The sequence below is a fragment of the Pseudomonas sp. YJ42 genome, from assembly GCF_047225135.1.
GTDB lineage: Bacteria > Pseudomonadota > Gammaproteobacteria > Pseudomonadales > Pseudomonadaceae > Stutzerimonas > Stutzerimonas stutzeri_E.
The window spans coordinates 606863-629019 of sequence record NZ_CP178378.1 but is presented as its reverse complement, the minus strand read 5'-3'; the positions used below and the strand labels follow the sequence as shown (position 1 = coordinate 629019).

18 protein-coding genes, 3 tRNA genes and 2 pseudogenes are annotated in these 22157 nt (G+C 59.3%); 13 read left to right on the top strand and 10 right to left on the bottom strand.

All coding sequences use genetic code 11. The annotated features are described in order from the left end of the window. Both lpxH and ACL0K2_RS02665 read right to left on the bottom strand, forming a co-directional pair. Positions 1 to 723: a UDP-2,3-diacylglucosamine diphosphatase gene (lpxH, locus tag ACL0K2_RS02670; RefSeq protein ID WP_413043722.1), complete on the bottom strand. Its 723-nt coding sequence runs from the start codon at positions 721 to 723 to the stop codon at positions 1 to 3. Positions 724 to 728: 5 nt separating this feature from the next. Next, entirely contained in the window at positions 729 to 1223 is a 495-nt protein-coding gene (locus tag ACL0K2_RS02665) for a peptidylprolyl isomerase (protein ID WP_239610352.1), read from the bottom strand. A gap of 389 nt (positions 1224 to 1612) precedes the next feature. Between ACL0K2_RS02665 and ACL0K2_RS02660 the strand changes: the two genes are divergently transcribed. Further along, positions 1613 to 3283 (top strand): glutamine--tRNA ligase/YqeY domain fusion protein, encoded by a 1671-nt coding sequence (locus ACL0K2_RS02660; RefSeq protein WP_045162115.1) that lies wholly within the window; start codon positions 1613 to 1615, stop codon positions 3281 to 3283. After that, positions 3283 to 4668 (top strand): cysteine--tRNA ligase, encoded by a 1386-nt coding sequence (gene cysS, locus ACL0K2_RS02655; RefSeq protein WP_239610354.1) that lies wholly within the window; start codon positions 3283 to 3285, stop codon positions 4666 to 4668. Before ACL0K2_RS02660 ends, cysS begins: the two co-directional genes overlap by 1 nt. A gap of 87 nt (positions 4669 to 4755) precedes the next feature. Here cysS and ACL0K2_RS02650 read toward each other — a convergent pair whose 3' ends face one another. From ACL0K2_RS02650 to ACL0K2_RS02630, 5 genes are all read right to left on the bottom strand, one after another. Beyond that, positions 4756 to 5835 carry an ABC transporter permease gene (locus ACL0K2_RS02650; protein ID WP_413043721.1) on the bottom strand — a complete coding sequence of 360 codons (1080 nt, stop codon included), beginning with the start codon at positions 5833 to 5835 and terminating at the stop codon, positions 4756 to 4758. Continuing rightward, positions 5832 to 6773, bottom strand: coding sequence for an ABC transporter ATP-binding protein (locus tag ACL0K2_RS02645; RefSeq protein ID WP_239610356.1), 942 nt, complete (start codon positions 6771 to 6773; stop codon positions 5832 to 5834). The genes ACL0K2_RS02650 and ACL0K2_RS02645 overlap by 4 nt, the downstream gene beginning before the upstream one ends. Then, positions 6760 to 7716: an HlyD family secretion protein gene (locus ACL0K2_RS02640; protein ID WP_413043720.1), complete on the bottom strand. Its 957-nt coding sequence runs from the start codon at positions 7714 to 7716 to the stop codon at positions 6760 to 6762. Before ACL0K2_RS02640 ends, ACL0K2_RS02645 begins: the two co-directional genes overlap by 14 nt. Position 7717: 1 nt before the next feature. Next, positions 7718 to 8362 (bottom strand): TetR/AcrR family transcriptional regulator, encoded by a 645-nt coding sequence (locus ACL0K2_RS02635; RefSeq protein ID WP_413043719.1) that lies wholly within the window; start codon positions 8360 to 8362, stop codon positions 7718 to 7720. A 95-nt stretch (positions 8363 to 8457) separates the two neighbouring features. Next, on the bottom strand, positions 8458 to 10299 hold the full coding sequence (locus tag ACL0K2_RS02630; RefSeq protein WP_413043718.1) for a sigma-54-dependent Fis family transcriptional regulator: 1842 nt from the start codon (positions 10297 to 10299) through the stop codon (positions 8458 to 8460). A 220-nt stretch (positions 10300 to 10519) separates the two neighbouring features. Between ACL0K2_RS02630 and ACL0K2_RS02625 the strand changes: the two genes are divergently transcribed. The 6 genes from ACL0K2_RS02625 to ACL0K2_RS02600 are packed head-to-tail and all read left to right on the top strand — an operon-like array spanning position 10520 to position 16452. Beyond that, positions 10520 to 11602, top strand: a complete 1083-nt coding sequence (locus ACL0K2_RS02625; protein ID WP_413043717.1) for an ABC transporter ATP-binding protein — start codon at positions 10520 to 10522, stop codon at positions 11600 to 11602. Between the two features lie 10 nt (positions 11603 to 11612). Further along, positions 11613 to 12710, top strand: coding sequence for an ABC transporter ATP-binding protein (locus ACL0K2_RS02620; protein WP_413043716.1), 1098 nt, complete (start codon positions 11613 to 11615; stop codon positions 12708 to 12710). Further along, positions 12707 to 13570, top strand: coding sequence for a carbohydrate ABC transporter permease (locus ACL0K2_RS02615; RefSeq protein ID WP_045162124.1), 864 nt, complete (start codon positions 12707 to 12709; stop codon positions 13568 to 13570). The genes ACL0K2_RS02620 and ACL0K2_RS02615 overlap by 4 nt, the downstream gene beginning before the upstream one ends. A 13-nt stretch (positions 13571 to 13583) precedes the next feature. Beyond that, entirely contained in the window at positions 13584 to 14384 is an 801-nt protein-coding gene (locus ACL0K2_RS02610; RefSeq protein ID WP_413044425.1) for a carbohydrate ABC transporter permease, read from the top strand. Positions 14385 to 14397: 13 nt separating this feature from the next. After that, positions 14398 to 14670, top strand: a complete 273-nt coding sequence (locus ACL0K2_RS02605; RefSeq protein WP_045162126.1) for a DUF2160 domain-containing protein — start codon at positions 14398 to 14400, stop codon at positions 14668 to 14670. A 42-nt stretch (positions 14671 to 14712) separates the two neighbouring features. After that, positions 14713 to 16452 (top strand): ABC transporter substrate-binding protein, encoded by a 1740-nt coding sequence (locus ACL0K2_RS02600; RefSeq protein WP_413043715.1) that lies wholly within the window; start codon positions 14713 to 14715, stop codon positions 16450 to 16452. A 107-nt stretch (positions 16453 to 16559) separates the two neighbouring features. Here ACL0K2_RS02600 and folD read toward each other — a convergent pair whose 3' ends face one another. After that, positions 16560 to 17414 carry a bifunctional methylenetetrahydrofolate dehydrogenase/methenyltetrahydrofolate cyclohydrolase FolD gene (gene folD / locus ACL0K2_RS02595; RefSeq protein ID WP_045162129.1) on the bottom strand — a complete coding sequence of 285 codons (855 nt, stop codon included), beginning with the start codon at positions 17412 to 17414 and terminating at the stop codon, positions 16560 to 16562. Between the two features lie 271 nt (positions 17415 to 17685). On the opposite strand from folD, the gene ACL0K2_RS02590 reads away from it, so the two are divergent. From ACL0K2_RS02590 to ACL0K2_RS02570, 5 genes and pseudogenes are all read left to right on the top strand, one after another. Further along, positions 17686 to 17762, top strand: a tRNA-Arg gene (locus ACL0K2_RS02590). Between the two features lie 31 nt (positions 17763 to 17793). Further along, positions 17794 to 17869, top strand: a tRNA-His gene (locus ACL0K2_RS02585). A gap of 47 nt (positions 17870 to 17916) precedes the next feature. Next, positions 17917 to 18001: transfer RNA gene (locus ACL0K2_RS02580), tRNA-Leu, on the top strand. A gap of 344 nt (positions 18002 to 18345) precedes the next feature. Beyond that, positions 18346 to 19175, top strand: a pseudogene (locus ACL0K2_RS02575) (PLP-dependent aminotransferase family protein); the annotation flags it as partial. 229 nt (positions 19176 to 19404) lie between these two features. Beyond that, entirely contained in the window at positions 19405 to 19908 is a 504-nt protein-coding gene (locus ACL0K2_RS02570; protein ID WP_413043714.1) for a ProQ/FinO family protein, read from the top strand. A gap of 355 nt (positions 19909 to 20263) precedes the next feature. On the opposite strand, the gene ACL0K2_RS02565 is transcribed toward ACL0K2_RS02570, so the two are convergent. After that, the gene (locus ACL0K2_RS02565; protein ID WP_239610375.1) at positions 20264 to 20614 is read right to left on the bottom strand and encodes a hypothetical protein; all 351 of its coding nucleotides are present in this window, start codon (positions 20612 to 20614) and stop codon (positions 20264 to 20266) included. Between the two features lie 696 nt (positions 20615 to 21310). Then, a pseudogene (locus ACL0K2_RS02560) lies at positions 21311 to 21859 on the bottom strand (methyl-accepting chemotaxis protein); the annotation flags it as partial. Positions 21860 to 22157 lie beyond the last annotated feature (298 nt).

Below are 22157 nucleotides of genomic sequence, written 5' to 3'. Positions count from 1 at the left end.
TCAGTCCAAGTCGAACGGAGCTTGGTGAAAGCCTGAGTCATCGATCTGCAGCGCCCAACCCTGGCGATCCCAATCACCTAGCACTATACGTCTGGCGGTTTGATCGTCGACTTGGAACGAGTGCGTAGCGGGGCGGTGGGTGTGGCCATGAATCAACGTGCGGACCTTGTGTCGCTGCATGATCCTGACTACCTCGTCGGGCGTCACGTCGACGATGTCGCTGGCTTTCATGCGTGTCTCCTGCTTGCTGCTCGAGCGCAGCTTCTGCGCCAACCTCTGACGCTTGGCCAGGGAGAGGTTGTGCAGGATGAACAGGCTGATCGGGTTGCGCAGCCAGCGCCGTAGCCGCATGTAGCCTTCGTCTCGCGTGCACAGACTGTCGCCGTGCATCAGCAGTACTCGCTCTCCGCCAAGCTGCGCGATATGCGGATCGGCCAGGAGCGTACACCCGGCCTCTCGGCTGAACGCCTTGCCGATCATGAAGTCACGGTTGCCGTGCATCAGATAGATTCGGGTTCCCCGCTGGCTCAACGCCTTCAGCGCTCCGGCTATCTCGTGCTGATAGGGCGTCATGCCATCGTCGCCGACCCAGACCTCGAAGAAATCACCCAGGATGTAGAGCGCCTCGGCCTGGGGCGCTCGTGTGTCGAGGAAGCGAAGAAACGCCCGGGTGATATCCGGGCGTTCTTCTTCCAAGTGCAGGTCGGAAATCAGCAGGATCAATGCGATTACTCGACGATCTCGGCTTTCTCGATAACCACGTCGTCCACCGGCACGTCCTGATGACCTGACTTCATCGTGGTGGGAACGCCCTTGATCTTTTCGACCACGTCCATGCCTTCGACCACTTCGCCGAACACGGCGTAGCCCCAGCCTTGAACGGTTGGCGCGGTGTGATCGAGGAAGTCGTTATCTTTGACGTTGATAAAGAACTGCGCGGACGCCGAATGTGGCTCCATGGTGCGGGCCATGGCTAAGGTGCCCGTCTTGTTGGAAAGGCCATTGTTGGCTTCGTTCTTGATCTGGCCACGGGTAGTTTTTTGCTTCATGCCTGGCTCGAAGCCGCCGCCCTGAATCATGAAGTTGCTGATGACGCGGTGGAAGATGGTGCCGTCATAGTGGCCGGTCTTCACATATTCCTTGAAGTTGGCGGTGGTTTCAGGAGCTTTGTCTTCGAACAGCTTGACGGTGATGACGCCATGATTGGTGTGGAGTTTGATCATTGGAAGCCTTCCTTATGATAAAGAGTTAGAAAATGGTGTTGCGATTGCGCAATTGGCGCGGTCGCCCCGGAGACTCGCTGCTGCGGCGCAGTGCGCAGCAGGGCGCTTTGCGCTGTCAGGGGGTTGATGGGTCCGCTATGATAGGTGCTTTGTTTTGGCCGGCCTACCCTGAGAGAGCGTTTACAAATTACTGCGCTCGGCCATGCTGCGTTGAAATCAGCCTCAAATGCTCATGTACTACTTGTACATTCCGCTTTTTCGACTGATTGATTCGCGGCGCTCACCCTTCGGGCCAGCCTTTGGCTGTTACTCCCGATGGTCGTTGCGCCTTGCCCGACTATTTTTGTAAACCTCTCTGAGCCGCACACTCGCAGATCGTTAAGGACACCATGAGCAAGCCTGAGACTACCGCAGCCACCAACTTTCTCCGCCCGATCATTCAGGCCGACCTGGAATCGGGCAAGCATGCCAAGATCGTCACGCGCTTTCCGCCCGAGCCCAACGGTTATCTCCATATCGGCCACGCCAAGTCGATCTGCCTGAATTTCGGCCTGGCCAAGGAGTTCGGCGGCGAGTGCAACCTTCGCTTCGACGACACCAATCCAGCGAAGGAAGATCAGGAGTACATCGATGCGATCAAGAGCGACGTCCAATGGCTCGGTTTCCAGTGGGCGGGTGAAGAGCGCTATGCCTCCAATTATTTCTCCCAGCTCCATGAATGGGCCATCGATCTGATCAAGGCGGGCAAAGCCTACGTCTGCGATTTGACCCCCGAGCAGGCTCGGGAGTATCGAGGCAGCCTGACCGAACCGGGCAAAAACAGCCCGTTTCGCGATCGCTCGGTGGAAGAAAACCTGGATTTGTTCGCTCGGATGAAGGCCGGTGAATTTCCTGAGGGCGCCAAGGCGCTGCGCGCGAAGATCGATATGGCCTCGCCGAACATGAACCTGCGCGACCCGATTCTCTATCGTATTCGTCATGCGCATCATCACCAGACCGGCAATGACTGGTGCATCTACCCCAGCTATGACTTCACCCATGGCCAGTCGGACGCCATCGAGGGCATCACTCATTCGATCTGCACCCTGGAGTTCGAAGATCACCGGCCGCTCTATGACTGGTTCCTCGAAAACCTCCCGGTTCCTGCGCGCCCGCGGCAGTACGAATTCGCCCGGCTCAACCTGAACTACACCATCACCAGCAAGCGCAAGCTCAAGCAATTAGTAGATGAGAAGCACGTGAACGGTTGGGACGATCCGCGCATGTCGACGCTCACCGGCTATCGCCGACGCGGTTATACCCCGGCGTCGATTCGTTCCTTCTGCGACATGATCGGCGTGAACCGTGCCGGTGGTGTGGTCGACATCGGCATGCTCGAATTCGCAATCCGCGAGGATCTGGACGCCAACGCACCACGCGCCATGTGCGTGCTCAAGCCACTGAAGGTCGTCATCACCAACTACCCCGAAGGTCAGGTCGAGAATCTCGAGCTGCCTCGCCATCCCAAGCAGGACATGGGCGTACGCCAATTGCCGTTCTCCCGCGAGATCTACATCGACGCCAGCGATTTCGAAGAAGTCCCGCCGGCCGGCTTCAAGCGCTTGATTCCGGGCGGCGAAGTGCGTTTGCGAGGCGGCTACGTTATCCGTGCCGATGAAGCGGTTAAAGACGAGCACGGCCACGTCGTCGAGCTGCGTTGTTCCTACGACGAAAACACGTTGGGCAAGAACCCGGAAGGCCGCAAGGTCAAGGGCGTCATTCACTGGGTTCCGGCCGCCGAGAGCCTCGAGTGCGAAGTGCGTCTGTACGACCGTTTGTTCCGCTCGGCCAATCCTGAGAAAGACGAGGAGGGCGGCAGCTTCCTCGACAACATCAACCCCGAGTCGCTGGTGGTGCTCAAGGGCTGCCGTGCCGAGCCCTCGCTGGCCTCGGCCCAAGCCGAAGACCGTTTCCAGTTCGAACGCGAGGGCTATTTCTGCGTCGATCGCAAGGACAGTCACCCGGGCGCCATGGTGTTCAATCGGACCGTGACGCTGCGTGACTCCTGGGGAGGCCAGTAATGGCGTTGTCGATCTACAACACCCTGACCAAGGCCAAGGAGCCCCTCAAGCCGCTGGTCGACAACCAGGTACGCATGTACGTATGCGGCATGACGGTCTATGACTTCTGCCACATCGGTCACGCGCGCGTCATGGTGGCGTTCGACGTGGTCTCGCGCTGGTTGCGCCAGCGTGGTTATGAATTGACCTACGTGCGCAACATCACCGATATCGACGATAAGATCATCCGGCGTGCTCAGGAAAATGGCGAGGCCTTCGAGGCGTTGACCGGACGCATGATCGCCGCCATGCATGAGGACGAGGCACGGCTCAGCGTCCTGCGGCCGGATCTCGAGCCGCGTGCCACCGAGCACATCGCCGGCATGCACAGCATGATCCAGACCTTGATCGACAAGGGCTTCGCCTACGCGCCGGGTAATGGCGATGTCTATTACCGAGTCGGCAAGTTCGTCGGCTACGGCAAGCTGTCACGCCGAAAGATCGAAGATCTCAAGATCGGTGCGCGCATCGAAGTCGACGAGGCCAAAGAAGATCCGCTGGACTTCGTGCTCTGGAAAGCGGCCAAACCGGGTGAGCCGAGCTGGGATTCGCCGTGGGGAGCGGGGCGTCCGGGCTGGCATATCGAATGCTCGGTGATGTCTACCTGCTGCTTGGGGGAGACCTTCGATATCCACGGCGGCGGTCCCGATCTGGTGTTCCCCCATCACGAGAACGAGATTGCGCAGAGCGAAGCGGCAACCGGCAAGCAGTACGCCAACGCCTGGATGCACGCTGGAGCGGTGCGTGTCGATGGCGAGAAGATGTCCAAGTCGCTGGGCAATTTCTTCACCATTCGCGAAGTGCTGGAGAAATACCAGCCGGAAGTGGTGCGCTACCTGCTGGTGTCAAGCCACTACCGCAGCCCGATCAACTATTCCGAAGACAGCCTGAAAGAAGCCAAAGGCGCGCTCGAGCGCTTCTACCATTCCTTGAGGGGCATGCCTGACGCGGCGCCTGCAGGCGGTGAGGCTTTCGTTGAGCGTTTCTCGGCGGCGATGGATGACGACTTCAATACCCCGGAGGCCTGTGCTGTGCTCTTTGAGCTGGCCCGCGAGGTCAACCGCCTGCGCCCGTCCGATCCGCAAGCCGCTGCCGGTCTGGCGGCGCGTCTGAAGGAGCTGGCCGGGCCGCTAGGTGTGTTGCAGCTGGAGCCGGACGACTTTCTGCAGGCCGGTGCCGCAGGTAAGGTTGACGCAGCTGAGGTGGAGGCGTTGATCGCCGCTCGCCTGCAAGCTCGTGCCGAGAAAAACTGGGCCGAGTCCGACCGCATCCGCGATCAGCTCACCGCCATGAGGGTCGTCCTGGAAGACGGCAAAGGTGGGACGACATGGCGGCTGGCTGACTGATTGCTGTCAAAAGGACAAAGGCCGCGTGTGCGGCCTTTTTCATTTGGGGCAACGACGCCTTCTGGCGGGCTCGTTGCTGCGCAGCGTTCAATCTAGGCGCTTCTGAATGCGGGATACCGAAAGGCCCAGCAGAATGGCGCAGAATACCAGCAACCACAGGGCTTCGTTCCATAGCTCGCCCATGCCGGCCTCGCGCAGCATGATGCCGCGGGTGATGCGCAGGTAATGAGTCAGAGGCAAGAGCTCGGCGATCCACTGGGCGGCTTTCGGCATGCCGGCGAAGGGAAACATGAATCCCGACAGCAGAATCTGCGGCAGGAATGTGAAGAACGCCATCTGCATGGCCTGGAACTGCGTACTGGCCAGGGTGGAAAGAAACACGCCAAGCGACAAGCTGGCGACGATGAACAGTAGCGAGGCGCCATAGAGCTCCAGCAGCGAGCCGCGTACCGGCACGGCGAACAGCCAGTGACCGACCAGTAGGATGACGCTGACTTGGATCAGGCCGATGCCCACGAAGGGCAGGACCTTACCGACGGTCAATTCCCACGGCGAGACTGGCGTGGCGATTAGCAATTCCAGATTTCCGCGCTCGCGCTCGCGTACCAGAGCGACCGCGGTGAATAGCACCATGGTCATGGTCAGGATCACGCCCAGCAGTCCCGGTACGGTGTTCAGAGGTGCCAGGCGTTCCGGGTTGTAGAAGTTGACCACCTCCACGGCTTGGCGGTTGCTCCAGCCAGGCAGCGGGTAGGCTGCCAGTTGGCGGGCCGAGGCTTGCACGCTCTGGTCGGAGCCGTCGACCACCAGTTGCAGCGGAGGGCGGTCCTTGCGCTGCAGGCGTGCATTGAAATCCACTGGGACCACCAGAGCAGCGCTGATCCGGCCTTCGCGCAGCAATTGGTTGATCTGTTGCGGGTTGTCCAAGTGGTAGCGCAGGTCGATCACCTGGCTGGAGGCCAGTTCGGCGATGGCTTCGCGGGAGCTGGCGGTATTGGCCTGGTCAAGCACCGCCGCTTGGATGCCGCGCACGTCCATACTGATGGCGTAACCGAACAGCACCAGCTGCAAGAGAGGAATGCCGGCGATCATTGCGAAGGTCAGTCTGTCGCGGCGCAGCTGACGCAGCTCCTTAAGCACGATGGCGCCCAGCCTGCGCAGGTTCATGGCGTGGCCTCCACGGGCTTGCGGGTGACGCTGACAAAGACATCTTCGAGATTGGCTTCACCGTCCCGCAGCTCGGCGGGTATGCCAGCACGCTGTAGCGTGGCTGCGATGGCCTCGCGCGTATCGCTGCCAGCACAGAGGACGCGGAGCACAGCACCGATCTGCGCCATTGCGAGCACTTCTGGGTGCCCTTCGAGCGCTCGCTGGGCTTGCCGTGGCTGGCGGCATTCGATCAACAGCGGGTGGCTGGGTAGCGCGTCCATCAGCTCTCGCGGGCTGCCGTCGGCAACCAGCCGGCCCGCGTCGAGAATGCCCAGGCGGGTACAGCGCTCGGCTTCATCCATGTAGTGCGTAGAAACCAGCAGTGTGGTGCCGGCATCGGCCAGTTCGAACAGTGATCCCCAGAACTCTCGGCGCGATTGCGGATCCACGGCGCTGGTGGGTTCGTCGAGCAGCAGCAAGTCGGGTTTGTGCAGCACGGCGCCGGCCAGTGCCAGACGCTGCTTCTGCCCACCACTCATGGTGCCGGCCATTTGCGAGCGCTGGTCGGTCAGCCAGTAGCGCTCCAGCAACTCCTCGGTACGCTGGTGGGCGTCCCGACGGCTCAGGCCATGGACGGCGGCGAGGAACTCCAGGTTTTCCATGACGGTAAGGTCGTCATAAAGGGAAAACTTTTGCGTCATATAGCCGATGCGGCGCTTCAGTGCTTCTGCGTCTCGAGGAATCTGGTAGCCGAGCACTTCGACTTCTCCCTCGCTGGGCTGCAGCAGGCCGCAGAGCATGCGAATGGTGGTGGACTTGCCACAGCCGTTGGGTCCGAGGAAACCAAACACTTCGGTGCGGCGCACGTTAAGCTCAAGATGGTCGACGGCGGTCAGCGTACCGAAGCACTTACTCAGGCCTCGGGCGCGTATCACCAGATCGTCATTGTTCATCATTCAACCGTTCTGCCCGTAGAGGCAGCCCGGCCGGTAGCCGCTGCGCCTCAGCACCTTCGAGCACCAGTTCGGCGCGGTAGGACAAGCGACTGGCGTCATCGCCCGTGAGTGCGTAGTAGGGCGTGAAGCTCGCCTCGCTGCGAATGCTACGCACATGTGCGGCGAACGGCTGGTCGACGCCTTCAACCCAGACCTGCATGCCGTCTCCAATGTGGATCTGCGCCCGCTGACTCGCAGGTATGAATACCCTCGCATAGGGCGCATCGCCCACCAGTAGACGGACCAGTTCGGCCCCAGCAGGCGGTTGGTCGCCTGTCTTGAAGGGCAAGGCATCCACCAGACCGGCACGGGGCGCTCGCAGGCTGAGATGCTCACGGCCAATCTGCAGCTGGTTCAGATTCGCGCGCGCGGCGTCTAGCGCGGCAGTGGCTTGGTCCAGGCGTTCCGGCCGTGTGCCGTTGGTCAACTCGCTCAGTTGCGCCTCGGCGCTGCGCACGGAGGCCCTGGCTTGATCCCGGGCGGCGCGCGAGCGATCCAGCTCGGCGATGGCGACCTGCTTGCGTTGATAGAGTGCAGCGATGCGCTGGAAGCTACGCTCGGTATCGGTCTGTTCCGCACGGCTCCTCGCCAGCTGTGCGCGGGCCGCTTCGATGGTCTCGCTACGCGCGCCATTGCTCATTTCAGCGAACTGGGCGGCGGCCTGATCGACCTGTCCCCTGGCCTGGGCGATGCGGGCATCGTGGCGGCGCGCATCCAGCTCCAGCAGTAGCTGGCCGGCTGCCACATGATCGCCTTCGTTGACGTTCACGCTAAGCATGATTTCCGAGGCCTCGGCGGGCAGGCTGATCGAATCCCATTCCAAGGTGCCGAGGAGTTTGTCGTTTTTAGCTTCACAGCCGATAAGCCCGAGGAGTAACAGGGCGACAAGTAGTACACGGCTCATGTCAGACCTCCATGCCGCGTTCCATTAGGGCTAGGGTATGGTTGACGAGGGCTTCGTGGCCAACCTCCGGATTGGCAAATATGCCCCGCCAGATGGACTCGGCGGCATAGGGCAGCATGGTTACGCCAATCAAGGAAACCACCAGCAGGCGTGGGTCCAGCGTCGGATTGAGCGCTCCACGCGCCTGGGCGGAGGCAAATCGCTGAGCCAGCAGCAACGGCACCATAGGCGCGATCCGGGTGGTCAGTTGTGCGCGCAGCAGGCCGCCCTCGCAAAGGATCTCGCGCACCCACAACGGTGGTATCCATGGGTTGTGTCGCACCATTTCGCTCATGCTACGGACGAAGGTGCGAACCAAGCGCTGCGGGTCGTCGTCCGTGGATCGCAGCTCTTCGGCGATTTCCTGGACCAGCGGCAAAAAGCGTTCCTCGACCATGGCGTCGACGAGTTGCTGCTTGTTACCAAAATAGTAGTTGAGCAACGCGGGAGTCACCCCGGCAGACTCGGCGATCATGCGCAGGCTACTGGCCTTGATGCCAGTGTGGGCGAACGCCTGGGTAGCAAGATCGAGTAATTGATCGCGCTGTACCTGTTGGTGCGAGGCCGGACGACCAGCAGTGCGGCGAGTTTTATGAGTTTTTGACATATTTAATTAATCATTTAATTAATTAATATCGATGAAAGCATCATTCGCTCGATTGAACAAGCGTTGTGTATCTCGCTAGAGGCAGCGTTCAGGCTTTATGCTTTCAGCCCTTGTTCACGTAGACGCTTGTAAAGAGTGTTGCGACTCATCCCGAGGTTGCGGGCCAAATGCGAAATGTTTCCGCGACAAGCGTGGTAATGGCTGGCCAGATCGTCGCTGGGGGAGGGCGTGGCTTCCACAGAGCGTGGCGTTGGCTGTGTCGGGGCACGTTCCAGGTCATCGAAGAAGTCGTCGGGTAAGTGCTCGGGGCGGATCGGCTGATCGTCGGCCAGGACCAACGCAACCTGGATAACACTGCTCAGCTGGCGGATATTTCCTGGCCAGGGATGGCTGTTGAATAAGCGCAGCACTTCGGCGCTCAACCCGGCCCACTGCTGCGGTTCTCGATACTGTTCCCAGATTCGCTGGAACAGCGCCTGCTTGTCGCGGCGCTCTCGTAAAGGCGGCAGTTCCACGCTGAGTCCGCTGACGCGGTAGAACAGGTCCTGGCGAAAGCGGCCATTCTCGACCTCCTGGCGTAGCGAGCGGTTCGTTGCGCAAATCAGGCGAAAGTCGACGGGGAAGGGCTCTCCGCCACCGAGCGGCTGGACGCTGCGGTCCTGCAACACGCGTAGCAGGCGCGCCTGGAGATTCAGCGGCATATCACCGATTTCGTCTAGGAACAGCACGCCTCGATCTGCCTTGCGGATCAAGCCGAGGCTGCCTTTCTGATGGGCACCGGTGAACGCACCTTTCTCGTAGCCGAACAGTTCGGATTCGATCAGTTCGCCGGGTATGGCAGCGCAGTTTACGGCGATCAATGGTGCCTTGGCCCGCGAGCTGGATGCATGCAGCGCCTTGACCAGGACTTCCTTACCGACACCCGTTTCACCGTGCACCAGAATCGGAACATCCTTTTCCAGCATGAGTCTGGCCTGGCGAATCACCTTGTTGACTTGCGGGTCGCCCTGGTCGATGCCAGCCAGGTCGATGGGTTGTTCCGGTCGAGCTATCGTGCGGAAGTCGCGCGGCTGCATGCGAGGTTTCTGCGGACGTCGCACGATGCCGTGAAAGCGATGGCGGCCCATTGCTCGCAACAGCAAGGGCTGGTCTTCGGGTTGATTGAGCAGTTGTAATAAGGGGACATCAAACAGCGTGTCGATGCGGGTCCGCGCCAGTGTCACCCCGAGCAGATTGTCGGCACGCCGGTTGGCCGAGACGACCAGACCGGACTCGTCGAATAGCAGTAGCCCGGCCCACTGGCTGTCGAGATTGTCCTGTCCGGTATTGAAGGTCAGCTGGAAATAGTCGTCATGGAACAGATTGAGGATCAGCCGATTCTCCACCGACTGGCTCATCATCTTGACCATGCCGAGCGTGTGCGAAGGGGGAAGATAGCTGTCGCTGGAGACGTCGAGTACGGCGATCAGCTGGCGCTGCGCATCGAAGATGGGGGAAGCCGCGCCGGAAAGATAGCGATTGGCCTTGAGGAAGTGCTCGTCGCGCTGAATGTGTACGGCCTGCCCGCTGGCCAGCGCAGTGCCGATCGCATTGGTTCCGGTGTCGCGCTCCATCCAGCTCGCGCCAGGCTTGAATCCGCGCTGCTGTGCGGGTTCTACAAAGCGTCGATCGCCCCAGGATTCGAGCAGCTGCCCGCCACTGTCCGCCAAGAGAATCAGGCAGCTCGAATTCGAAAGAATGTTTTCGTAGTAGGGGAGCACTTCGCGCTGGGTGGTTTGCACCAGGCTGCGCTGGCGTTCCAGCAGCGCATCGATGTCCTGCTTTGCGGGTTGGCCGAAGCTGGGAATGCTGAGCGGGTTCAACCCGTAACGCTCGCAGCGGTTCCACGAATCTTCCACCAGAGCCTGATGCGAGATGGACTGGGCTGGGTCGGCCATGTTGCCTCTCTGAATGTGCAATTTATTGTTGTTATCGACCGCTGACGCGGCTATCGGCTTTGAACAGTCTTGTTCATTTCTGTTCACTGTCAATGTTCACAATTGTTCATTTTGAACACTTGAGAACAACGTTTTCTGCGGAAAACAACGAACTAGAGCCTTTTCCGGCGCTGGCACGGATATCGCTCTTCATCCTTCCATAACAATAGAAGGATGCGACATGTCCCTCACGCTGGAACACGTCACCAAATCCGTCGATGGGCAGCTGCATATCGACGACGCCAGCCTGAATTTCGAGCCAGGCTCATTCAACGTTCTGATCGGGCGAACGCTGTCGGGCAAGACGTCGCTGATGCGACTCATGGCGGGGCTCGACAAGCCGAACCAGGGACGGATCCTGATGAACGGCGCCGATGTAACCGGCGTACCGGTGCGCAAGCGCAATGTGTCGATGGTGTACCAACAGTTCATCAACTATCCGACGTTGAGCGTCTTCGAGAATATTGCCTCACCGTTGCGACAGGCTGGCATGAGCAAGGCGGAAATCGAGCGCAAGGTCCGCGAAACCGCTGAGATGCTGCACATCGAAGGCTTTCTTCAGCGGCACCCGCTAGAACTCTCGGGCGGGCAGCAGCAACGCACTGCGATGGCCCGGGCATTGGTCAAGGACGCAGATTTGATCCTGTTCGACGAGCCGCTGGTCAATCTCGACTACAAGCTGCGTGAAGAACTCCGCCAGGAGATGCGCGAGCTATTCAAGACGCGGCGCAGCATTGCTGTCTATGCCACCACCGAGCCCAACGAGGCGCTGGCGCTCGGTGGAACGGCCACTGTCCTGCATGAGGGTCGCGTGATTCAGAGCGGACCGACGTCCGAGGTTTACCACCGGCCGAGTCAGATGCTCAGCGCCGAGCTGTTCTCCGAGCCACCAATCAACCTGTTGCCGGGACGGATCGCCGCCAACGAGGTGAGCTTCCAGGAATGTATGCACTTTCCCCTTAATGCCGACCTGCGTGCACTTAACGAAGGGGAATACCGGTTCGGCATCCGCCCCAGCCATATCGGGCTGGTGCCGTCCAATGACGACGACCTCGAGGTGTCCGGCATGGTCGAGCTGGCGGAAATCAGCGGTTCGGAAACCTTCCTGCACGTACGCAACGAACATTTCAGCCTGGTGCTACATCTGCAGGGTGTGCACGACTACGCCGTTGATTCGCCGATCCGGGTGTACATCCCGACCCACAAGCTGTTTGTGTTCGATGCTGGTGGGCAGTTGGCCCAGGCACCGGCCCGACGCATCTGAGGAGAGCGCCATGGCGGAGATTCGCTTGCAGAACCTTGCCCATAGTTACAACCCGCAGCCGAGTGGTGCGGCGGACTATGCCATTCGCGAGATGGACCACGTGTGGGAGCAGGGTGGCGCCTATGCGCTGCTGGGCCCTTCCGGCTGCGGCAAGTCGACTCTGCTCAACATCATTTCCGGATTGCTCAGCCCATCCGAGGGGCAGGTGCTGTTCGACGCGCGAGAAGTCAATAGGATGTCGCCAGAGCAACGCAACATCGCTCAGGTTTTCCAGTTCCCGGTCGTCTACGACACCATGACCGTCTTCGATAATCTGGCCTTCCCGTTGCGCAATCAGGGCGTTCCGGAAGCGCGGGTTGCCAGCAAGGTGCACGAAATCGCCGAGGTGCTCGATCTCCATCCGCTACTCAAGCGAAAAGCCCGCAACCTGACCGCGGACGAGAAACAGAAAGTGTCCATGGGACGTGGCTTGGTACGGGACGATGTGTCGGCAATTCTCTTCGACGAGCCGCTCACCGTCATCGATCCTCATCTGAAATGGAAGTTGCGGCGCAAGCTCAAGCAGATTCACGAGCAGTTCAATATCACCATGATCTACGTCACCCATGATCAGCTGGAGGCATCGACCTTCGCTGACAAAATCGCGGTGATGCATGGTGGGCAGATCGTTCAGTTCGGCACGCCACGGGAACTGTTCGAGCGTCCACAGCACACCTTTGTCGGCTTCTTCGTCGGCAGCCCGGGAATGAATCTGATCGACGTGCGGGCCGAAAAGGGCGGTGTCGGGTTCGGCGATCTGCATCTGTCCCTTTCCGATACCTTGCTCGGGAGATTGCCCGATGTAGCTGGGTGTCGCTTGCAGATCGGCATTCGTCCGGAGTTCGTTCAGGTTTCCGACGAGGCCGCAGTAGGCGGGATGCAGGCCGACGTGGTGCGAGTGGAAGACCTGGGCACCTACAAGATCGTCACGCTTCGCCTGCAAGAACATTTGCTCAAGGCGCGACTGCCAGAGGATCAACCCGTCCCGAGAGGCGAGGCCTGGGTAGGCTTCCCTGCCCAGTGGCTGATGCTCTACGCCGATGATCGGCTGGTGGAGGAGGCGCCATGACCAAGGTTCAGAACAACCGTGCCTGGTGGCTGGTGCTGCCAGTATTTCTGCTGGTCGCCTTCAGTGCGATTCTGCCGATGATGACCGTGGTGAACTACTCGGTTCAGGACATCTTCGATTCCTCGACGCGGTTCTTCGTGGGGGCGGACTGGTACCGCCAGATCCTTCATGATCCTCGACTGCACGACTCGCTGCTGCGGCAATTCATCTTTTCCGGCTGCGTGCTGCTGATCGAGATCCCGCTGGGTATCGCGGTTGCTTTGACCATGCCGACACGTGGCCGCTGGGCGTCGCTCTGTCTGATCGTGATGGCGATTCCGCTGCTCATTCCATGGAACGTAGTCGGCACCATTTGGCAGATCTTCGGGCGTGCCGATATCGGGCTGCTGGGGTACGGCCTGCGTGAGCTGGGTATCGACTACAACTATGCCTCCAATACACGGGACGCGTGGGTGACTGTACTGGTCATGGATGTCTGGCACTGGACGTCACTGGTTGCGTTGCTCTGTTACTCGGGGTTGCGGGCCATCCCCGACGCCTATTACCAGGCCGCGCGCATCGACAGGGCGTCGTCCTGGGCGGTGTTCCGCTACATACAGTTGCCGAAGCTCAAAAGCGTGCTGCTGATCGCCGTGATGCTGCGCTTCATGGACAGTTTCATGATCTACACCGAGCCGTTCGTGCTCACCGGCGGCGGGCCGGGCAACGCCACCACCTTCCTCAGTCAGACGCTGACCAAGATGGCGGTGGGCCAGTTCGATCTCGGCCCGGCGGCGGCGTTCTCGCTGATCTATTTCCTGATCATCCTGCTGGTGTCCTGGCTGTTCTATACAGCCATGACCCATGGCGACCAGAAATGACAAGGGCCTGCTTATGAACCTGCGCAAGCGAGCGGTATTGATTCTCTACATCGTCTTTCTGATGGTGCCGATCTACTGGCTGGTCAATATGTCATTCAAGAGCAACACCGAGATTCTCGGCGGCCTTACGCTCTGGCCTCGGGGCTTCACGCTGGACAACTACCGGGTGATCTTCACCGATCGCAGCTGGTACAGCGGCTACATCAATTCGCTGTATTACGTTTGCCTGAACACAATCATTTCGCTGACCGTGGCGTTGCCGGCTGCCTATGCTTTTTCCCGCTTCCGCTTTCTCGGCGACAAGCACCTGTTCTTCTGGCTCTTGACCAACCGCATGGCGCCTCCGGCGGTTTTTCTGCTGCCGTTTTTTCAACTCTATTCGTCGATCGGGTTGTTCGACACGCATATCGCGGTGGCGCTGGCGCACTGCCTGTTCAACGTACCCCTGGCGGTCTGGATTCTCGAAGGCTTCATGTCTGGTGTGCCCAAGGAGATCGATGAAACCGCCTATATCGATGGTTACAGCTTTCCCAAGTTCTTCGTGAAGATTTTCATCCCGCTGATTGGCTCGGGTATTGGCGTGACGGCCTTCTTCTGCTTCATGTTTTCCTGGGTCGAGCTGCTGCTGGCTCGCACGCTGACCTCGGTCGACGCCAAGCCCATTGTTTCGGTGATGACGCGGACCGTTTCCGCTTCAGGAATTGACTGGGGTGTGCTGGCAGCCGCCGGCGTGCTGACCATCTTGCCGGGCATGCTGGTGATCTGGTTCGTCCGCAATCACGTGGCCAAGGGCTTCGCCCTCGGACGGGTATAGGAAGGAAATCACCATGAATTGGATGGCTTGGACCACCCCTACTGCAGCCTTCTTCGCGGTAATTGGCGTGATGCTGGCGCTGATGAGCGCTTGGGAGCTGAGGCGGCCTTGTGTACCACGCAAGGGTTTCCTGCCTATCGTCACCACGCGCGGCGATCGATTGTTCATTGGACTTCTGGGCAGCGCCTATTGGCACCTTCTGCTGATAGGGCTGACCGACTGGAGCATCTGGATAGCGTCCGCGCTATCTCTCGTCTGGTTGTTTGCAGTGATGCGCTGGGGTTGAGCCTCGCGGCCCATCCCTCCGAAAAACCCAAAGGAGGTGTTTATGTTCGAGAATAAAAACAACACCCGACATGGCATGGCGATCGCGGCCTTGCTGACGTTGTCCGGCATTGCAGGAACGGCATGGGCTGATGCCTATGAAGATGCGGCTAAGAAATGGGTCGAGTCGGAATTCAATCCTTCGACCCTCTCGCCGGAACAGCAGATGGAAGAGTTGCGCTGGTTCATCAAGGCCGCCGAGCCCTTCCGTGGGATGGAAATCAACGTCGCTTCGGAAACCATCACGACCCATGAATATGAATCCAAAACCCTCGCACGGGCGTTCAGCGAGATTACTGGCATCCGTCTGCGCCACGACTTGATGCAGGAGGGCGACGTCGTCGAAAAACTGCAGACGCAGATGCAATCCGGCAAGAACATTTACGATGGCTATATCAATGACTCCGACCTGATCGGCACTCACTTTCGTTACGGCAAGGCGGTCGCCATCAGCGACATGATCAAGAACGAGGGCAAGGACGTTACCTTGCCGACGCTCGACCTCGATGATTTCATCGGGATTTCCTTTACCACCGGCCCAGACGGCAAGCTCTACCAGCTACCCGACCAGCAATTTGCCAACCTCTACTGGTTTCGCGCGGACTGGTTCGAGCGTCCCGAGCTGAAAAAGCAGTTCAAAGAGCGTTATGGCTATGAATTAGGCGTGCCGGTGAACTGGTCCGCCTACGAAGATATCGCCGAGTTTTTCAGCAAGCACGTCAAGGAAATCGACGGTCAGCGCGTCTATGGCCACATGGACTACGGCAAGAAAGATCCTTCGCTGGGCTGGCGCTTCACCGATGCCTGGTTCTCCATGGCGGGCGCTGGTGACAAGGGGCTGCCAAACGGCTTGCCGGTGGACGAATGGGGCATCCGCGTCGAGGATTGCCATCCAGTCGGCTCGAGCGTGGCTCGTGGCGGCGCAACCAATGGGCCAGCGGCTGTCTACGCGACGCAAAAATACGTCGACTGGATGCGTGAATACGCCCCGCGTGAAGCCCAGGGCATGACGTTCTCCGAGTCCGGGCCGGTACCGGCGCAAGGCAATATCGCGCAGCAGATATTCTGGTACACCGCCTTCACAGCCGACATGACCAAGCCGGGTCTACCGGTCGTCAACGAAGACGGCACGCCTAAGTGGCGGATGGCGCCATCTCCCAAAGGGCCATATTGGGAAGAGGGCATGAAGCTCGGCTATCAGGATGCTGGCTCCTGGACCTTCCTCGACTCGACGCCCGAGAAGCGCCGTCTGGCTGCATGGCTCTACGCGCAGTTCACCGTGTCGAAAACCGTGTCGCTGAAGAAGACTCTGGTCGGCCTGACGCCGATCCGTGAATCCGACATCAATTCCGATGCCATGACCGAAGCGGCACCGAAGCTGGGAGGCCTGGTCGAGTTCTATCGCAGCCCTGCGCGGGTGCAGTGGACGCCAACCGGAACCAATGTGCCGGATTATCCACGTCTGGCGCAGCTCTGGTGGCAGTACATCGCCGAAGCGGCCAGCGGCGACAAGTCCCCTCAAGAAGCGCTGGATGGTCTTGCCGAAGCGCAAGACACCATGATGGCGCGACTGGAGCGGGCCAACGTCCAGTCCAAATGCGGTCCGAAACTGAACGAGCCGCGTGACCCGGAGTACTGGCTGAAGCAGCCTGGTTCACCGAAACCCAAGCTGGAAAATGAGAAGCCTCAGGGCCAGACCATCAGTTATGACGAGCTGATCAAGTCTTGGGAACAGGAGCGCTAAGCGCCGACACGTTCGTTAAAAACGCAAAAAAAAAAACGGCACCTCAGGGTGCCGTTTTTTCATCACGCTGGCTCAGGGCAGCGCCCGACGATTAGGCTTCGTTCAGGTCAGCTATGCAAATGTTCTGCGGCGTGCAGCGTATTTTCCAGCAGACAGGCGCGGGTCATCGGACCCACACCTCCAGGCACCGGGGTGATCCAGCTGGCGCGTTGTACCGCCACCTCGAACTCGACGTCCCCGACCAGTTTGCCGTCGGCTTGGCGGTTTATCCCGACATCGATGACGACTGCGCCTTCCTTGATCCAGTCGCCTTTTACCAGGCCTGTAATACCCGTCGCGACCACGATCAGGTCGGCGCGCTTGACGTGATCGGCCAGATCATGGGTAAAACGATGGGTGACGGTCGTCGTGCAGCCTGCCAGCAGCAATTCCAGCGCCATGGGCCGCCCTACGATGTTGGACGCACCCACAACCACGGCGTTGAGCCCGTGCAAATCTATGCCGGTGCTTTCAAGCAGCGCCATGATGCCTTTCGGCGTGCACGGACGCAGTAGCGGCATCCGCTGAGCGAGTCGGCCGATGTTGTACGGATGGAAGCCATCGACGTCTTTGTCCGGACGGATGCGTTCAAGCAACTGCGAGGCGTCCAAATGCTTGGGCAGTGGTAGCTGTACGAGAATGCCATCGATGAGCGGATCCTCATTGAGCTGATCGATAAGTGCCAGCAGGTCCTTCTGGCTGGTCGTTGCCGGTAGATCATGGGCGATGGACTTGAATCCGACTTCCTCGCAGTCCTTGCGCTTGTGCGCCACATAGACCTGAGACGCCGGGTCCGTGCCCACGAGAATCACTGCCAGTCCCGGTATCCTGAGGCCCTGCCGAGATCGCTCGGCAACTCTGCCTGCAATCTGTTGGCGGATGTTGGCAGCGATCTTTTTACCGTCGATCAGTTTTGCGGTCATGACGCTTGATTAACCATCGAGAAGGATTGAAAAAGGAGGCGCATTCTCGCACGGTGACACCGTCCGGCAAAGGCAATGCGACGGCGGAATCCCGTAACTCCTTTACCAGGCTGAATTTTTTTCGGTTTGGCTGTTGACGGCATGCCGGCAGGCCATTAAGATTCGCCCCGCTTGTCGAGCACAGCTTGCTGCTGGGTAAGACGGCTTTTGAAGGTCGAGGCCTTCATTGGCTGAAGCTTGAAGTCTGCGCTCTGATAGGTTGCAGATAAAAGCGCCCGTAGCTCAGCTGGATAGAGCATCCGCCTTCTAAGCGGATGGTCGCAGGTTCGAGTCCTGCCGGGTGCGCCATTTCGGGCTCTGGCAAAAGCAAGGCAATATGGTGGGCGTAGCTCAGTTGGTAGAGCACAGGATTGTGGCTCCTGCGGTCGTGGGTTCGAACCCCATCGTCCACCCCATATTCCGAAACGCCAGGCACTGCCTGGCGTTTTCGTTTAGCAGATTTGCGGACGTGGTGAAATTGGTAGACACACCAGATTTAGGTTCTGGCGCCGCAAGGTGTGAGAGTTCGAGTCTCTCCGTCCGCACCATGTAGAACGTTGAAAGCCCCGAATTTCGGGGCTTTCGCGTATCTGGGATATGGCAAAAGCACGCGTGAGTGTTCCCATGAAAGTGAGCGCATCAGGTCAAAAAACCCACTTCCATGGCTGGTGCCGCGATTTCGCCTGACCCCAAAAAAACGGGTAATTTTGGTAAGGTCGATTTTTAAACGGTTAAAAGCGTAACGAATTCAATGCCTTGTCACCATTAGTTAAAGGTAATAATAGGGGTAATAAAATAGGTACGTGAATTACCTCAAGTAGTGGTGAGGTGTTCGTTTTATGAATTCCTTTAAAATCAGCCGCTTGCAATAAAATTACTTTTTGCCTTACCGGACACCATCTGGATGATGCGCCAACAGTTCGTCCGCGAGCCGGGTCATTCGCATCTGGGCGAAGGCTTCCCGCCCGTGGAGTGGCTGATGGACATGCGCCTGGACAAGTTTCACCGCCAGGTCGTTCGAGGGGGGCACCACCCTGTTTCGCTACGGCACCCGTCTGGGCAATCCGGCGCTTCGCCACCGGCTGATACAGAAGCTGGCGGATTACGCCATAGTCGTTTCACCCGGGCAGGCCGTGACGACCCTGGGTGCCAACCACGCCATGGACCTGATCATCCGTCGTTACGTTGCGCCACGTGACGTGGTGCTGGTCGAGGATCCGGGATACTACCCCCTGTTCGGCAAGCTGCAGCTGCAAGGCGCGCGCATGCTAGGCGTACCGCGCCATGCCGATGGGCCGGACCTCGACGCGCTGACGCGCATCCTCAAGCGGCACAAGCCCAAGTTGTTCTCCATACAGTCGGTTGGCCACAACCCCACCAGCTCGGACCTGTCACCCGCCAAGGCCCATCGGCTGCTGTAAATGGCGGAGGTGCATGACCTGCTGATTGTCGAAAACGATGCCATGGCCGACTTCAAATCCAGCTCGGCAGTCAAGCTATCGGCCCTGGATCAGTTGAACCGCCCCCTGTATTGGGCAGCTTTTCCAAATCGATCTCGGCGGCGCTGCGCGTCGGCTCCATCGCCGGCAGCAAGCAGCGCATCGAGGAACTGGCAGATCTAAAAATGCTTCTGCACAACTGCGGCGCTGAATGCAGCGAGCGCACCATTGAGGTGATTCTGGGAGAAGGCCCTTTCTGAGGCATCTGGTGCGTCTGCAGGAGAGTGTCTGATCCTGCACGCCAGGCAGGCGGAGCCCTCGGTGGTATTGCTGTGCCAGACATGACAGTGGTGCAGAAGGTCACATAACGCCGCCGCTTGCGGCGGCCGGTTACCGACCGGCCGGCGTGCCGTAAACAACTGCTTGATCGTGTTGCCGCCTGACGAGGCTGCTTCGAATGGCTGCATGGGATAATCTTGCGTCACGACAACCATGAAGCGGCGAGCTGAACGATGGGTTTTGAGCAACTAGCTGAGCTACGGGACCGCCTGCGGGCTGAAAAGCAGCAGGTGAAGACTGAAAGTACGAAGCAGCGCAAGAGGGAGCCGGCCTTGCAAACGAAGCCTCGTGAGCAAGATCCTGCGGTGGAAGCAATATGGCGGTTGCAGAAGCATTTTCCGTTGGCCTTCCCGGTCAACCCGGCCCCCAAGGTCCCGCTCAAAGAGGGCATTCTCAAAGATGCCGAGCAACACTTGGAGCTGCTCGGAATATCCAGCGAACAACTCAAGTTGGGCATCGCGACCTGGTGCAGGGGGAGCCGATATTGGGCAAGCATGATTGAGAATGCTCCGCGTCTCGACTTGAACGGCCAGGCGGTTGGCTCGGTGACAGCCGCTCAAGCGCTACACGCGAAGCAGCAGGCTAAGCGGCAACGCGGACAAGCGCGACGCACTCAGTCAAAGGTGAAAGAACCTCTGCCTGCAGCCGATACCATTGCGGAACAGACTGCGGATTAAATCAATTGCGCCCGGCACCGAGACGCCCGATCAGCCCAGCACTGGCAGCAGGTAAGAGGAATGATTAGGCGACTCGAGGGAACTGAAGCCCGGCTAGCTCGTTACTACCCATAAGGGGGCTAGCTTCGGTTAAGCCCTGGCGTCAGCTTCCCCTTCGGTCACGCTGCGCTTCTTAAACTCGCTTATCGCGCTGTCCAGTTCATGCCAGTTCCATGGCGCTTAGCTGCTTGGGGCAGCAGTACGAGTGCGCTCGTGAGCCCAGGTTGGCGAGGGCTCAGCTCAGGTGCTTCTAGAGCGTGTCACTCGGTATTGATGACCGTCGCTCTGAGCAGACAATATTTCTAAGTGGACACGCTTAAAGACCTAGCAGATAGCCACCGAGCACGATCAACAGCATCAGTCCGGAGGCCTTCAGCATACGGTTGGATGTGATCAGCCTAACGAATGCCGCGTTTTTCCTCGCACGCTTCTCACTGATCTCGGACGCGGCATCAGGATGCAGATCGCCGATGAACGCTCGGTTGCTGTAGAGCAGATACCTCGCTTGTTCAGCTTCAGAGGCAAGCGGGCAGGCAATACCGTAGACGTTCCGACCTTCCGCATTAGGCCCTATTGGCGCTACGAATGAATCGACTCCGTAACGTCGAAGTGCTGAGTTCAGATAGTCGGCCTGGCCTTCGTCTGTGGTTTCATGTACGTAAAACATCCTGTGTCTCGTTAGTCGCAGAGCGGTGGTGACATTGATAACCGCTCCAGGGCTCGCTGATCTGGAGCCGGGACGACATATTAGCTTGTTGTAGCGATATGGCGCGGTGTTTCAGGACCTGGTGATCGATAATGCGGTTAGACGCTTACTCGGGGCGTAAAGCAGTGCTCTAGATTGACCAGAGCGACCATTAGGCGACGCAGTTCGACGTTACGGTCACAGCCCTGATCGCTCTGTCGCGCTCATGCTGGGTGCTTAGGAGCCCCACGAATATGGAACCACGGCTGGGGCGAAGGCGCCCAGGATCGTTGCGTTGCGGTTATTGTCTCGGGCCATAACCGTCAGCGGGCTTGTGGCCACTTCTATGTAGGACAACAGCAGAACGCCGCCCTAAACCCGTCGGCCCACCAACTGTTCGGCCAGCCGGTTAATCTGGTGTACCACATTGGCCGCGTCTCAGTCGGGGGAGCCGCTGGCCGCCCAAGCTCCGGGCTGTTGCGCGACCAGTTGCCTTGGCGGCATGGCGAGAAATCGAATGAGCAATGTTCGAAGAGGTGCTCCACTATGCTCGACAGCCCTGGCTACCGACAGCAGTGTGGCTTGCACAGGCAGGACGCAGTGCAACGTCGGTAGAGCTTGCGGAGGTGTGTTGCAGTGGAACGGCCCCTGTCGGGGCCATTCTCATCAGCTCGAACGTTAGCGAACCCTGAAGCGATTCACCAAGGCCGTTAGGCGGGCATTGGTGCCAAGTAGGGACTCTGTGCTTCGGTCGACGCTCACGCCGCTTTCGACCAGCTCTTCAACCACGTGGCGCACTGCGACCATGTTCCGATTGATCTCCTCGGCCACGGCGCTTTGCTCTTCGGCGGCTGTCGCGATCTGAGTACTGAGGTCGTTGATGTGAACGACCGAGCTGGCCATCTCGTCCAGCCCGACAGTGACCTGAGCGGTCTTGTCGGCTGTCGCCTGGCAACTGGCCTTGGTTTGTTCCATGGCCTGCACGGCAGAGCCCACAGCGTCTTTCAGGCGTTGGAGCGTTTCATTGATTTCGGACGTGCTCTGTTGGGTACGTGCGGCGAGTGCGCGGACTTCGTCGGCGACGACTGCAAAACCACGGCCCTGCTCGCCGGCTCGTGCCGCTTCGATCGCGGCATTGAGTGCGAGTAGATTGGTTTGTCCGGCGATGTCACCAATGACGCCCAGTACATCGTTGATGCGCTGGGCGTCGGCCTGCATCGCCTGGACCTTGGCCGTCGCGCTTTCCACTTCGCTGACCAACGACCGCACGCTGCTGGATGCATCGTCAACCACCAGCTTGGATGAGATCGCGTTGTGGTTGGCCGTTTTGGTGAAGGTCGCCGTGTCGCTGGCGCTGTGAGCAACCGACTCGGCAGTCGAGCTCATTTCGTTGATCGCCGTAACGGCTTGGTCCGTTTCCGAGGCATGCCGGGCAAGCGCATCGTTGGTAGAACGTGACAGCTGCTTGAGTTGCGCGATCTCGGACTGGATCTGGGTGGTGGCGTCACTTACGTCGATCATCATC

Excerpts from the sequence above, each read along its gene's own strand:
- ACL0K2_RS02665 (WP_239610352.1), bottom strand. The coding sequence starts at position 1,223 with ATGATCAAACTCCACACCAATCATGGCGTCATCACCGTCAAGCTGTTC.
- ACL0K2_RS02660 (WP_045162115.1), top strand. The coding sequence starts at position 1,613 with ATGAGCAAGCCTGAGACTACCGCAGCCACCAACTTTCTCCGCCCGATC.
- cysS (WP_239610354.1), top strand. The coding sequence starts at position 3,283 with ATGGCGTTGTCGATCTACAACACCCTGACCAAGGCCAAGGAGCCCCTC.
- ACL0K2_RS02650 (WP_413043721.1), bottom strand. The coding sequence starts at position 5,835 with ATGAACCTGCGCAGGCTGGGCGCCATCGTGCTTAAGGAGCTGCGTCAG.
- ACL0K2_RS02645 (WP_239610356.1), bottom strand. The coding sequence starts at position 6,773 with ATGATGAACAATGACGATCTGGTGATACGCGCCCGAGGCCTGAGTAAG.
- ACL0K2_RS02640 (WP_413043720.1), bottom strand. The coding sequence starts at position 7,716 with ATGAGCCGTGTACTACTTGTCGCCCTGTTACTCCTCGGGCTTATCGGC.
- ACL0K2_RS02635 (WP_413043719.1), bottom strand. The coding sequence starts at position 8,362 with ATGTCAAAAACTCATAAAACTCGCCGCACTGCTGGTCGTCCGGCCTCG.
- ACL0K2_RS02630 (WP_413043718.1), bottom strand. The coding sequence starts at position 10,299 with ATGGCCGACCCAGCCCAGTCCATCTCGCATCAGGCTCTGGTGGAAGAT.
- ACL0K2_RS02625 (WP_413043717.1), top strand. The coding sequence starts at position 10,520 with ATGTCCCTCACGCTGGAACACGTCACCAAATCCGTCGATGGGCAGCTG.
- ACL0K2_RS02620 (WP_413043716.1), top strand. The coding sequence starts at position 11,613 with ATGGCGGAGATTCGCTTGCAGAACCTTGCCCATAGTTACAACCCGCAG.
- ACL0K2_RS02615 (WP_045162124.1), top strand. The coding sequence starts at position 12,707 with ATGACCAAGGTTCAGAACAACCGTGCCTGGTGGCTGGTGCTGCCAGTA.
- ACL0K2_RS02610 (WP_413044425.1), top strand. The coding sequence starts at position 13,584 with ATGAACCTGCGCAAGCGAGCGGTATTGATTCTCTACATCGTCTTTCTG.
- ACL0K2_RS02605 (WP_045162126.1), top strand. The coding sequence starts at position 14,398 with ATGAATTGGATGGCTTGGACCACCCCTACTGCAGCCTTCTTCGCGGTA.
- ACL0K2_RS02600 (WP_413043715.1), top strand. The coding sequence starts at position 14,713 with ATGTTCGAGAATAAAAACAACACCCGACATGGCATGGCGATCGCGGCC.
- folD (WP_045162129.1), bottom strand. The coding sequence starts at position 17,414 with ATGACCGCAAAACTGATCGACGGTAAAAAGATCGCTGCCAACATCCGC.
- ACL0K2_RS02570 (WP_413043714.1), top strand. The coding sequence starts at position 19,405 with ATGGGTTTTGAGCAACTAGCTGAGCTACGGGACCGCCTGCGGGCTGAA.
- ACL0K2_RS02565 (WP_239610375.1), bottom strand. The coding sequence starts at position 20,614 with ATGTTTTACGTACATGAAACCACAGACGAAGGCCAGGCCGACTATCTG.